Origin of the sequence: Pseudomonas sp. Ag1, assembly GCF_000278565.1 — a bacterium.
Classification (GTDB): Bacteria; Pseudomonadota; Gammaproteobacteria; order Pseudomonadales; family Pseudomonadaceae; genus Aquipseudomonas.
In genome coordinates this window covers 1-13,195 of record NZ_AKVH01000086.1, presented here as the reverse complement: position 1 = coordinate 13,195, position 13,195 = coordinate 1, and the positions used below count along the sequence as shown (strand labels likewise).

The window sequence follows — 13,195 nt, the reverse complement described above, 5'->3', positions numbered from 1 at the left end:
ATTGTTCACTGGAGGATCTGTAATGACCACGGAAAAAGTGAAGTACGGCGTACATTCCGAAGCCGGCAAACTGCGCAAAGTCATGGTGTGCTCCCCAGGTTTGGCCCACCAGCGGCTGACCCCAAACAACTGCGATGAACTGCTGTTCGATGACGTGCTGTGGGTAGCCCAGGCCAAGCGCGACCACTTCGACTTCGTGACCAAGATGCGCGAGCGCGACATCGATGTGCTGGAAATGCACAACCTGCTGACCGACATCGTCGCCATCCCCGAAGCGCTGGACTGGATCCTGGAGCGCAAGATCACCGCCAACCAGGTGGGCCTGGGGCTGGTCAATGAGGTCAGCTCGTGGCTGCGCAGCCTGGAGCCGCGCAAGGTCGCCGAGTACCTGATCGGTGGCGTGTCGGCCGATGACCTGCCGAGCAGTTTCGGTGGCAAGACCATCGAGATGTTCCGCGATTTCCTCGGCCACTCAAGCTTCATCCTGCCGCCGCTGCCCAACACCCAGTTCACCCGCGACACCACCTGCTGGATCTACGGTGGCGTGACGCTGAACCCGATGTACTGGCCGGCGCGACGCCAGGAAACCCTGCTGGCCAGCGCCATCTACAAATTCCACCCCGAGTTCACCAACGCGGACTTCCAGGTGTGGTACGGCGACCCTGACCAGGAACACGGCAACGCCACCCTGGAAGGCGGCGACGTGATGCCGATTGGTAACGGCGTGGTGTTGATCGGCATGGGCGAGCGTTCCTCGCGCCAGGCCATCGGCCAACTCGCCCTGAACCTGTTCAAGCACAAGGCCGTGGAGCGTGTGATCGTCGCCGGCCTGCCAAAATCCCGCGCGGCGATGCACCTCGACACCGTGTTCAGCTTCTGCGACCGCGACCTGGTCACGATCTTCCCGGAAGTGGTCAACCAGATCGTCGCTTTCACCCTGCGCCCGGACGAGACCAAGCCCGGCGGCATCGACATCCAGCGCGAAAAAACCAACTTCCTCGACACCGTCGCCGCCGCCCTGAACCTCAAGGCCCTGCGTGTGGTGGAAACCGGCGGCAACAGCTTCGCCGCCGAGCGCGAGCAGTGGGATGACGGCAACAACGTAGTGGCCGTGGAGCCTGGCGTGGTGATCGGCTACGACCGCAACACCTACACCAACACCTTGCTGCGCAAGGCCGGTGTGGAAGTCATCACCATCAGCGCCGGTGAACTCGGCCGTGGCCGTGGCGGCGGCCACTGCATGACTTGCCCGATCATTCGCGACCCAATCGACTACTGATATTCAAACCCTGGCCGCCGCTCATCAGGCGCCGGCCAGGGGGATAACCTAAACAGAAGGAGATCCACCATGGCTTTTAATATGCGCAACCGCAGCCTGCTGTCGCTGATGCACCACACCACTCGCGAGCTGCACTACCTGCTGGACCTGTCCCGCGACCTCAAGCGCGCCAAATACACCGGCACCGAGCGTCCGCACCTGAAGGGCAAAAACATCGCGCTGATCTTCGAAAAAACCTCGACCCGCACCCGTTGCGCGTTCGAAGTCGCGGCCCACGACCAGGGTGCCCACGTCACCTACATCGACCCGGTGTCGTCGCAGATCGGCCACAAAGAAAGCATGAAAGACACCGCCCGCGTCCTCGGCCGGATGTTCGATGCCATCGAGTACCGTGGCTTTGAACAGGAAATCGTCGAAGAGCTGGCCAAGTTCGCCGGGGTGCCGGTGTTCAACGGCCTGACCGCCGAATTCCACCCCACCCAGATGATCGCCGACACCCTGACCATGCGCGAGCACAGCGACAAGCCGCTGCATGACATCAGCTACGCCTACCTGGGCGACGCCCGCTACAACATGGGCAACTCGCTGCTGATGATCGGCGCCAAGCTGGGCATGGACGTGCGCATCGGCGCACCGAAAGCCCTGTGGCCCCATGCTGATTTCATCAAGCAGTGCCAGGCATTCGCCGAGGAAAGCGGCGCGCGCATCACCATCACCGAAGACCCGAAGGAAGCGGTGAAAGGCGTGGACTTCATCCACACCGATATCTGGGTGTCCATGGGCGAACCGGTGGAAGCGTGGGACGAGCGCATCGAGCAACTGCTGCCGTACCAGGTCAACGCCAAGATGATGAAGGCCTCGGGCAATCCCCGCGTGAAATTCATGCACTGCCTGCCGGCGTTCCACAACAGCGAAACCAAGGTCGGCAAGGACATCGCCGCGCGTTATCCGAACCTGGCCAATGGCGTGGAAGTGACCGAAGAAGTGTTTGAGTCCCCGGCCAACATCGCCTTTGAGCAGGCGGAAAACCGCATGCACACCATCAAGGCGATCCTGGTGTCGGCGCTGGCGGATATCTAAACCAATACCGCTCCCACTTTTGATACGCGGTCCAAAATGTGGGAGCGGGCTTGCTCGCGAAGGCGGCGTGCCAGTCGCTATATTTTTCACCGACACACCGCTTTCGCGAGCAAGCCCGCTCCCACATCTGGCCCGGTGTTCACAACGCTGGATTCTGGAAGGACAACCTTATATGCGTATCGTCGTTGCACTGGGCGGCAACGCCCTTCTGCGCCGTGGTGAACCCATGACCGCAGACAATCAACGGGCCAATATCCGCATCGCCACCGAACAGATCGCCAAGATCCACAAAGGCAACGAGCTGGTGATTGCCCACGGCAATGGCCCGCAAGTGGGCCTGCTGTCGCTGCAGGCTGCCGCCTACACCCAGGTTTCACCTTACCCGCTGGATGTGTTGGGAGCCGAAACCGAGGGCATGATCGGGTACATCATCGAACAGGAACTGGGCAACCTGCTGGACTTCGAAGTGCCGTTCGCCACGCTGCTGACCCAGGTGGAAGTGGACGCCAAGGACCCGGCCTTCCAGAACCCGACCAAACCCATCGGCCCGGTGTACTCCGAAGCCGAAGCGGAAAAACTGGCCGCTGAAAAAGGCTGGGCGATTGCCCCCGATGGCGACAAGTATCGCCGCGTGGTGGCCAGCCCACGGCCAAAACGGATCTTTGAAATCCGCCCGATCCAGTGGCTGCTGGAAAAAGGCAGCATCGTGATCTGCGCCGGTGGCGGCGGGATTCCGACGATGTATGGCGAAGACGGCAAGCTCAAGGGCATTGAAGCCGTGATCGACAAAGACCTGTGCTCCTCGTTGCTGGCCGGGCAACTGGACGCCGATTTGCTGGTGATCGCCACCGACGTCAATGCCGCCTTTATCGACTTCGGCAAGCCCACCCAGAAAGCCATCGGCCAGGCACACCCGGACGAAATCGAAAAGCTCGGCTTCGCCGCCGGCTCCATGGGACCCAAGGTCCAGGCCGCGTGCGAGTTCGCCCGCCAGACTGGAAAAACCGCAGTGATCGGTTCACTCTCGGACATCGAAGCAATTGTCCAGGGCAGCGCCGGCACCCGCATCAGTACCGCAAAACCTGGCATCACCTACCTGTGAAGTAGAGGAGAAACGCCTATGGCTACCTTTGAACCTGGTCACCTGCACATCGAACGCCACGCGCTGAACAAGGATGACTACAGCTACAACCTGTGCATCGACTACGAAGTCAGCCAGGACCCAAAGGAAGGCAAGGGAATGCTCTTCAAGATGCACGGCACGGTGCAGGGCAAGGAGCTCAAGGAAGAGTTCTTCCTGCCCAAGGACCAGTCGTTCGACTTCGCCCGGCAGGCGATGAACATCGCGCAGAAGTACGGCATGCCGAAGATTGCCGTGCTCAATGGCCAGATGCACAAGCAGTACGATTTGATGTTTGAGGATGTGCGCCATCAGTTGGATGTGAAGCCTGGGGATCCGGTCAAACCCGAACACCTCGAATAACCTGATTTCCCAGGCACCAACCATCAAATGTGGGAGCGGCGGTGCGACGATTCGACTTGCTCGCGAATGCGGTGTATCAGTTGATACATCCGGTGACTGACACACCGCATTCGCGAGCAAGCCCGCTCCCACATTTTGATCTCTATCTTCTCCAAGGCATACTTGCCACCTCTCGCTCGCCAGAACCAAAAACAGCCCCATGCGTATCCACGTCAGCTTCATCGACCGCGTCGGCATCACCCAGGAAGTCCTGGCCTTGCTCGGTGGGCGCAATCTGAACCTGGATGCGGTGGAAATGGTTCCGCCCAACGTCTACATCGACGCCCCGACCCTAAGCGCCGAGGTACTGGAAGAGCTGCGTGATGCACTGTTCAGCGTGCGCGGCGTGCAAGCCGTGACCGTGGTCGACATCCTCCCCGGCCAGCGCCAGCACCTGCAACTCGATGCCCTGCTCGCCGCCATGACCGACCCGGTACTGGCCCTGGACAGCGCCGGCAAGATCCTGCTGGCCAACCCGGCGCTGATCGCCTTGTACGGTCGTGAACCCGCCGGGGAAAGCATCAACGAACTGTTCGACGACCCAACCCTGCTGGCCACCCTGCTGGAACACGGCTTTCGCCTGGCCCTGCGGGAAATCAGCGTCAACGGCCAGACCCTGCTGCTGGACGCCACGCCGATCACCGACGCCGGCGCCCTGCTGACCCTGTACCAACCCAATCGCATCGGCGAACAACTGTCGGCGCTGCACCATGACCACGCCGAAGGTTTAGACGCGTTGTTGGGCGAGTCTCCGGCGATCCGCACCCTCAAGGCGCGGGCGCAACGGGTGGCGGCGCTGGATGCACCGTTGTTGATCCAGGGCGAGACCGGCACCGGCAAGGAGCTGGTGGCCCGTGCCTGCCACGCCATCAGCGCGCGCCACAGCGCGCCGTTCCTGGCCCTGAACTGCGCGGCGCTGCCGGAGAACCTGGCCGAGAGCGAACTGTTCGGCTACGCCCCCGGAGCCTTCACCGGTGCCCAGCGCGGCGGCAAGCCGGGGCTGATGGAACTGGCGAACCAGGGCACGGTGTTCCTCGACGAGATCGGCGAGATGTCACCTTACTTGCAGGCCAAGCTGCTGCGGTTTCTCAACGACGGCAGCTTCCGCCGGGTGGGCGGCGACCGTGAGGTGAAGGTCAATGTGCGGATCCTCAGCGCCACCCACCGCGACCTGGAAAAGATGGTCAGCGAAGGCACCTTCCGCGAAGACCTGTTCTACCGCCTCAATGTGCTCAACGTCGAAGTGCCGCCCCTGCGCGAGCGCGGCCAGGACATCCTGCTGCTGGCCCGCTACTTCATGCAGCAGGCCTGCGCGCAGATCCAGCGCCCGGTCTGCCGCCTGGCGCCGGGCACCTACCCGGCGCTGCTGGGCAACCGCTGGCCAGGCAACGTGCGCCAGTTGCAGAACGTGATCTTCCGCGCCGCGGCCATTTGCGAAAGCAGCCTGGTGGACATCGGCGACCTGGACATCGCCGGCACCTCGGTGGCGCGGCAGAACGATGGTGAAGTCGACAGCCTGGAGCAGGCCGTGGAGGATTTCGAGCGCGGGTTGCTGGAGAAGCTCTATGTCAGCTATCCGTCCACGCGCCAGCTGGCCAGCCGCCTGCAAACCTCCCACACCGCCATTGCCCATCGCCTGCGCAAGTACGGTATTCCCAACAAGCCCTGACTGACTGCACGCGATCAAAATGTGGGAGCGGGCTTGCTCGCGAATGCGTTGGGTCAGTCAATACATTCGGCACTGACATACCGCATTCGCGAGCAAGCCCGCTCCCACATTTGATCTACGGCGCCCTCAAAAGCGACCTCCGTCTGTACTGAAAGCGCTACAGTGGAACGATATCGATACACACCGTCGTAGGCGTCGCCATGCAAGGCTTTGATCCTCATAGTCTTTTTTTCAACGGTCCAGCTGTAGCGATATCGCTACAACCACCTTCCGAACATCACCCGCCATAATCAGTAACTAATTGTTTTATAACGATAAAAAAACATTGGCCGCAATTTTGCTAAGCAACTCCCCATTATTCCAATCCCGTCCACCAGACGAATCTGGCCCTGAGGAGTTTCCATGAGCGAGTTGCGCTTTACTGAAGATCACGAATGGCTGCGCGCCGAAGCCGACGGCAGCGTGACCGTGGGCATTACCGCTTTTGCGCAGAACGCGCTGGGTGATGTGGTTTTCGTGCAACTGCCTGAGCTGCAGTCCTACGACAAAGGGGCAGAAGCCTCCACCGTTGAATCGGTCAAGGCCGCCAGCGGCGTATACATGCCATTGGACGGCGAAGTCCTCGAAGTAAACGACAAGCTGGACGGCAGCCCCGAGCTGGTCAACGAAGACCCGATGGGCGAAGGCTGGTTCTTCCGCTTTAAACCGGCTGATGCCGACGCAGTAGCTAAGCTGTTGGATCAGGATGCGTATGACCGCCTGATCAAAGCCAACGCTGAAGCCTGAGGAGCGCGCCATGACTAATCTGACCACCGCCAACGAATTCATCGCCCGCCACATCGGCCCGCGCCAGGACGACGAGCAACACATGCTCGCCACCCTGGGCTTTGATTCCCTGGAAGCCTTGAGCGCCAGCGTGATCCCGGAAAGCATCAAGGGCACCGCTGTGCTGGGCCTGAGCGACGGCCTGAGCGAAGCCGACGCACTGGCTTCGATCAAGGCGATTGCCGCCAAGAACGAGCTGTTCAAGACCTACATCGGCCAGGGCTACTACAACTGCCACACACCGTCGCCGATCCTGCGCAACCTCCTGGAAAACCCGGCCTGGTACACCGCCTACACGCCGTATCAGCCGGAGATTTCCCAGGGCCGCCTGGAGTCGCTGCTGAACTTCCAGACGCTGATCAGCGACCTCACCGGCCTGCCGATCGCCAACGCCTCGCTGTTGGACGAAGCCACCGCCGCTGCCGAAGCCATGACCTTCTGCAAACGCCTGAGCAAGAACAAAGGCAGCAACGCGTTCTTCGCCTCCGTGCACAGCCACCCGCAAACCCTCGACGTATTGCGCACCCGTGCCGAGCCGCTGGGCATCGACGTGGTGGTGGGCGACGAGCGTGAACTGACCGACGTCAGCGCCTTCTTCGGCGCCCTGCTGCAATACCCGGCGAGCAACGGTGACGTGTTCGACTACCGCGAGCTGACTGAGCGCTTCCACGCCGCCAACGCACTGGTGGCCGTGGCCGCCGACCTGCTGGCCCTGACCCTGCTGACCCCGCCGGGTGAGTTCGGCGCCGACGTGGCCATCGGCAGCGCGCAACGCTTCGGCGTGCCGCTGGGCTTCGGTGGCCCGCATGCGGCGTATTTCTCCACCAAGGATGCGTTCAAGCGCGACATGCCGGGCCGTCTGGTCGGCGTCTCCGTCGACCGTTTCGGCAAGCCGGCCCTGCGCCTGGCCATGCAGACCCGCGAGCAACATATCCGCCGCGAGAAGGCCACCAGCAACATCTGCACCGCTCAGGTATTGCTCGCCAACATCGCCAGCATGTATGCCGTGTACCACGGCCCGAAAGGCCTGACCCAGATCGCCAACCGCATTCACCACCTGACCGCGATCTTCGCCAAAGGCTTGGGCGCATTGGGCCTGGCGGTTGAACAAGCCCACTTCTTCGACACCCTGACCATCAAGACCGGCGCGCAAACTGCTGCCCTGCACGACAAGGCTCGCGCCCAGCGCATCAACCTGCGTGTGGTCGACGGCGAACGCGTTGGCCTGTCGGTGGACGAAACCACCTCCCAAGCCGACATCGAAACCCTGTGGAGCGTGTTCGCCGGCGGTAAAGCCCTGCCGGACTTCGCCGCATTGGCTGCCAGCGTTGAAAGCACCCTGCCGGCCGCCCTGCTGCGCCAGTCGCCGATTCTCAGCCACCCGGTGTTCAACCGTTACCACTCCGAAACCGAGCTGATGCGCTACCTGCGCAAACTGGCCGACAAGGACCTGGCCCTGGATCGCACCATGATCCCGCTGGGCTCGTGCACCATGAAGCTCAACGCCGCCAGCGAAATGATCCCGGTGACCTGGGCCGAGTTCGGTGCCCTGCACCCGTTCGCCCCGGCCTCGCAAAGCGCCGGCTACCAGCAACTGACGACCGAACTGGAAGCCATGCTCTGCGCGGCCACCGGTTACGACGCGATTTCCCTGCAACCGAACGCCGGTTCCCAGGGCGAATACGCCGGCCTGCTGGCCATCCGTGCCTATCACCAGAGCCGTGGCGAAGAACGCCGCGATATCTGCCTGATCCCGTCGTCGGCCCACGGCACCAACCCGGCCACCGCCAACATGGCCGGCATGCGCGTCGTGGTCACCGCCTGCGATGCACGCGGTAACGTCGACATCGAAGACCTGCGTGCCAAGGCTATCGAGCACCGCGAGCACCTCGCTGCGCTGATGATCACCTACCCGTCCACCCACGGCGTGTTCGAAGAAGGCATCCGCGAAATCTGCGGGATCATTCACGACAACGGCGGCCAGGTGTACATCGACGGCGCCAACATGAACGCGATGGTCGGCCTCTGCGCCCCGGGCAAGTTCGGCGGCGATGTGTCCCACTTGAACCTGCACAAGACCTTCTGCATTCCCCACGGTGGTGGCGGCCCGGGCGTCGGCCCGATTGGCGTCAAATCCCACCTGACGCCGTTCCTGCCCGGCCATGCCGCGATGGAACGCAAGGAAGGCGCGGTCTGCGCCGCACCGTTCGGCAGCGCGAGCATCCTGCCGATCACCTGGATGTACATCAGCATGATGGGCGGCGCAGGCCTCAAGCGCGCTTCGCAGTTGGCGATTTTGAATGCCAACTACATTTCCCGTCGCCTGGAAGAGCACTACCCGGTGCTGTACACCGGCAGCAACGGCCTGGTGGCCCACGAATGCATCCTCGACCTGCGCCCGTTGAAAGACAGCAGCGGCATCAGCGTGGATGACGTGGCCAAGCGTCTGATCGACTTTGGTTTCCATGCGCCGACCATGTCGTTCCCGGTGGCCGGCACCCTGATGATCGAGCCGACCGAAAGCGAATCCCGGGAAGAACTGGACCGCTTCTGCGACGCGATGATCGCCATCCGCGAAGAAATCCGCGCGGTGGAAAATGGCTCGCTGGACAAAGACGACAACCCGCTGAAAAACGCACCACACACTGCTGCGGAACTGGTTGGCGAATGGAGCCACCCATACAGCCGCGAGCAAGCGGTGTACCCGGTGGCGTCGTTGATCGAAGCCAAGTACTGGCCGCCGGTTGGCCGGGTCGACAACGTGTTTGGCGATCGCAACCTGGTGTGCGCTTGCCCGTCGATCGAGAGCTACGCGTAACCTGATGTGGGAGCGGGCTTGCTCGCGAATGCGGAGTGTCAGTTGATACATCTGGTGACTGACCCGCCGCTTTCGCGAGCAAGCCCGCTCCCACATTGGACCGAGTACATCCGATCAATAATAAGAAACCGGAGAACAACCATGTCTTTAAGCGTGTTCGACCTGTTCAAGATTGGCATCGGCCCCTCCAGCTCTCACACCGTCGGCCCGATGCGCGCTGCCGCTCGATTCGTCGAGGGACTGAAGCGCGACAACCTGCTGGGCGCCACCACCTGCGTCAAGGTGGAGCTCTACGGCTCACTCGGCGCCACCGGCAAAGGCCACGGCAGTGACAAGGCCGTATTATTGGGCCTGGAGGGCGAGCACCCGGACACCGTGAACACTGAAACCGTTGCCGCCCGCCTGTTGGAAATTCGCGGCAACGCACGCTTGAACCTGCTCGGCGAACACAGCATTGCGTTCAACGAGAAAGAACACCTGGCGATGATTCGCAAACCCCTGCCCTATCATCCCAACGGCATGATCTTCCGCGCCTTCGACGCCGCCGGCTTGCAGATTCGCAGCCGCGAGTACTACTCGGTGGGCGGCGGGTTTGTGGTGGATGAAGACGCCGCCGGCCACGACCGGATTGTCGAAGACGCCACGCCCCTGACGTTCCCGTTCAAAAGTGCCAAGGACTTGCTCGGCCATTGCGCCACCTATGGGCTGTCCATCAGCCAGGTGATGATGACCAATGAAAGCGCCTGGCGCCCGGAAGCGGAAACCCGCGCCGGCCTGCTGAAGATCTGGCAGGTGATGCAGGACTGCGTGGACGCGGGCTGTCGCAACGAAGGGATTTTGCCGGGAGGGCTGAAGGTCAAGCGCCGCGCCGCCGCGTTGCATCGCCAACTGTGCAAGAACCCGGAATCGGCGCTGCGCGACCCGTTGTCGGTGCTGGACTGGGTCAACCTGTACGCCCTGGCGGTCAACGAAGAAAACGCCAATGGCGGGCGCGTGGTGACGGCGCCCACCAACGGTGCGGCCGGGATTGTGCCGGCGGTGTTGCACTACTACATGCGCTTTATCCCGGGGGCCAGCGAAGACGGAGTGGTGCGCTTCCTGCTCACCGCCGCAGCCATCGGCATTCTGTACAAGGAAAACGCCTCGATCTCCGGCGCCGAAGTCGGCTGCCAGGGGGAAGTCGGCGTGGCCTGTTCCATGGCTGCCGGCGCCCTTTGCGAAGTGTTGGGCGGTACGGTTTCCCAGGTGGAGAACGCCGCCGAGATCGGCATGGAACACAACCTCGGCCTGACCTGCGACCCCATCGGCGGCTTGGTGCAGGTGCCCTGCATCGAGCGCAACGCCATGGGTTCGGTCAAGGCCATCAATGCGGTGCGCATGGCCCTGCGCGGCGACGGGCAACACTTCGTGTCCCTCGACAAGGTCATCCGCACCATGCGCCAGACCGGCGCTGACATGAAAAGCAAATACAAGGAAACCGCCCGTGGCGGTTTGGCGGTCAACATTATCGAGTGCTGACGCCTATAAGCGCGTCCGCACGTTTTTCAGGAGCTGAATATGTCCACCGAAACCCTGTTGAAAACCCCGTTGCACGCCCTGCACATCGAACTGGGCGCACGCATGGTGCCCTTCGCCGGCTACGACATGCCGGTGCAATACCCGCTGGGCGTGATGAAAGAACACCTGCACACCCGTGAACAAGCCGGGTTGTTCGATGTGTCGCACATGGGCCAGATCCGCCTGACCGGCGCCGGTGCCGCCAAGGCCCTGGAAACCCTGGTACCGGTGGACATCATCGACCTGCCGGTGGGCATGCAGCGTTATGCGATGTTCACCAACGAGCAAGGCGGCATCCTGGATGACCTGATGGTCGCCAACCTGGGTAACGACGAACTGTTCCTGGTGGTCAACGCCGCCTGCAAGGACCAGGACCTGGCCCACCTGCGCCAGCACATCGGTGACCAGTGCACCATCGAGCCACTGTTCGAGGAACGCGCCCTGCTGGCCCTGCAAGGCCCGGCTGCCGTCAGCGTGCTGGCGCGCCTGGCGCCGGAGGTCAAGCACATGACCTTCATGCAATTCGCACCGACCCGCCTGCTGGGCGTGGATTGTTACGTCAGCCGCTCGGGCTACACCGGCGAAGACGGCTTCGAAATCTCGGTACCGGCCGCGAACGCCGAGGCCCTGGCCCGCAGCCTGCTGGCCGAAACCGAAGTACAGGCCATCGGCCTGGGCGCCCGCGACTCCCTGCGCCTGGAGGCCGGCCTGTGCCTTTATGGCCATGACATGAACACCGAGACCACGCCGATTGAAGCCAGCCTGTTGTGGGCAATTTCCAAGGCCCGTCGTGCTGATGGCGCACGCGCCGGTGGCTTCCCGGGCGCCGATGCGATCTTCACCCAGCAACAAACCGGCGTCAGCCGCAAACGCGTAGGCCTGTTGCCACAGGAACGCACGCCGGTCCGTGAAGGCGCAGAAATCGTCGACGAACACGGCACCGTGATCGGCAGCGTCTGCAGCGGCGGTTTTGGCCCGAGCCTGGGCGGCCCGCTGGCCATGGGTTATCTGGACAGCGCTTTCATCGCACTGGATACCGAAGTATCTGCGTTGGTACGTGGGAAAAAGGTGCCACTACGTGTAAGTAAAATGCCATTCGTGCCACAACGTTACTACCGTGGTTGATTGACTGTTCCTATAAGTAACGCGGTTGCGTTAACGTGCACTAATCTGTAACGCAACCGCCACATTAAAGTGCATTGACGATAGTCAATGTTATGTTCAGTCACCTATAACAAGTGACGAATTCTATCGAATAAACGCGTTCCACATTGTGGACAGAAGTGTAACGAGGCCGAGCAAAACCTGGGGTTTTGCCGGGGCTTGTTTTTTCTGTATTAGTTGGCGTAGAGTTTGCCCACTGTGTTTGCATGGGTCGCTTTGAACCTGGACCTGGGCAGTAGCCAAAGTTTGCTACAACCCGTTCGACGTCTCTTACTTTCCTGCAACCCAGCCCAGTACTCTTTCATGTGAAAGGGGCTGTCATTAATTTTTTTGCGTCAAGGAAATAAGAAAATGGCTGATCGTCAGAGCGGTACCGTCAAGTGGTTTAACGACGAAAAAGGGTTTGGTTTTATCACTCCAGAAAGCGGTCCGGATCTGTTCGTCCACTTCCGCGCTATTCAGGGCAACGGCTTCAAAAGCCTGAAAGAAGGCCAGAAAGTGACCTTCATCGCGGTGCAAGGCCAGAAAGGCATGCAAGCCGACGAAGTACAAGCAGAAGGCTGATCCTTGCTGCGACAAAAAGCCCCTGATATGACATCAGGGGCTTTTTTATGGGCGTTCTTCCGTAAAATGGCTTTTTTCCTGCCGAGAGCCATGCCATGTCGAAACACCTGCTGAGCCCCCAAGGCGAGTTTCCCGCCGTAGGCCTGGGCCGTCGTCTGGCAGCGATGTTCTATGACTTCCTGTTGTGCACCGCCCTGCTGATCGTCACGGCCTTCATCTACAAGCTGGTGTGGATGGGGTTTGTCGGTGAGGCCAAGTTGCGGGCGCTTTCCGAATCCGGCGCGCTGGATGGTGATCCGCTGTTGTCGACGATTTTGTTTTTTGTGTTGTTTGGGTTTTTTGCCAAGTTCTGGACGCACTCGGGGCAGACCCTGGGGATGCAGGTTTGGGGGGTGCGGGTGCAGAACGCTGATGGGTCGCGGATTAGTCTGTGGCAGGCGTTGTTGCGGTTTGTGGTGTCGATTGCTTCGTGGTTGTGCCTGGGGCTTGGGTTTATCTGGTCGTTGTTCGACAAGCAGAAGCGTGGCTGGCATGACATTTATTCGGACACGCGGTTGGTGCGGGTTCCGAAGAAAAAGAAGTAGATTTTTAGATTGGGGGGCATATCCGTTGCTGCGGTGATGGCCGCTATTGGTTCCGCTCTTACAGCGGCTCACTTTTGAAAAGCGCAAAAGTAAGCAAAACGCTCTTGCCCCACCACTCGGCACCTCGCTTAGG

Annotated in this window: 11 protein-coding genes; all 11 read left to right on the top strand. The window is 61.3% G+C overall.

The window, feature by feature from the left end; translation table 11 throughout:
• The first annotated feature begins 22 nt into the window (after nt 1-22).
• The 11 genes from arcA (at nt 23) to A462_RS23300 (ending at nt 13,062) form a co-directional block, all read left to right on the top strand.
• Nucleotides 23-1,279, top strand: a complete 1,257-nt coding sequence (gene arcA / locus A462_RS23250; protein WP_003220054.1) for an arginine deiminase — start codon at nt 23-25, stop codon at nt 1,277-1,279.
• 69 nt (nt 1,280-1,348) lie between these two features.
• Nucleotides 1,349-2,359, top strand: a complete 1,011-nt coding sequence (locus A462_RS23255; protein WP_003220053.1) for an ornithine carbamoyltransferase — start codon at nt 1,349-1,351, stop codon at nt 2,357-2,359.
• Between the two features lie 172 nt (nt 2,360-2,531).
• A complete protein-coding gene (gene arcC / locus A462_RS23260) occupies nt 2,532-3,461 on the top strand; it encodes a carbamate kinase (protein WP_008433091.1) in 930 nt (309 codons plus the stop codon).
• Between the two features lie 18 nt (nt 3,462-3,479).
• The gene (locus tag A462_RS23265; RefSeq protein ID WP_003220051.1) at nt 3,480-3,842 is read left to right on the top strand and encodes a DUF5064 family protein; all 363 of its coding nucleotides are present in this window, start codon (nt 3,480-3,482) and stop codon (nt 3,840-3,842) included.
• 199 nt (nt 3,843-4,041) lie between these two features.
• Complete coding sequence (locus A462_RS23270) at nt 4,042-5,550, top strand: sigma-54-dependent transcriptional regulator (protein ID WP_008433089.1); 1,509 nt, start codon at nt 4,042-4,044, stop codon at nt 5,548-5,550.
• Between the two features lie 402 nt (nt 5,551-5,952).
• Nucleotides 5,953-6,336 carry a glycine cleavage system protein GcvH gene (gene gcvH / locus A462_RS23275; RefSeq protein ID WP_003220049.1) on the top strand — a complete coding sequence of 128 codons (384 nt, stop codon included), beginning with the start codon at nt 5,953-5,955 and terminating at the stop codon, nt 6,334-6,336.
• Between the two features lie 10 nt (nt 6,337-6,346).
• Entirely contained in the window at nt 6,347-9,193 is a 2,847-nt protein-coding gene (gene gcvP, locus A462_RS23280; RefSeq protein ID WP_003220048.1) for an aminomethyl-transferring glycine dehydrogenase, read from the top strand.
• A 141-nt stretch (nt 9,194-9,334) separates the two neighbouring features.
• The gene (locus A462_RS23285) at nt 9,335-10,711 is read left to right on the top strand and encodes an L-serine ammonia-lyase (protein WP_008433086.1); all 1,377 of its coding nucleotides are present in this window, start codon (nt 9,335-9,337) and stop codon (nt 10,709-10,711) included.
• Nucleotides 10,712-10,750: 39 nt separating this feature from the next.
• On the top strand, nt 10,751-11,875 hold the full coding sequence (gene gcvT, locus A462_RS23290) for a glycine cleavage system aminomethyltransferase GcvT (protein ID WP_003220046.1): 1,125 nt from the start codon (nt 10,751-10,753) through the stop codon (nt 11,873-11,875).
• A 390-nt stretch (nt 11,876-12,265) separates the two neighbouring features.
• Entirely contained in the window at nt 12,266-12,478 is a 213-nt protein-coding gene (locus A462_RS23295) for a cold-shock protein (RefSeq protein ID WP_003220045.1), read from the top strand.
• A gap of 95 nt (nt 12,479-12,573) precedes the next feature.
• Nucleotides 12,574-13,062, top strand: a complete 489-nt coding sequence (locus A462_RS23300; RefSeq protein WP_003220044.1) for an RDD family protein — start codon at nt 12,574-12,576, stop codon at nt 13,060-13,062.
• Nucleotides 13,063-13,195: the final 133 nt, after the last annotated feature.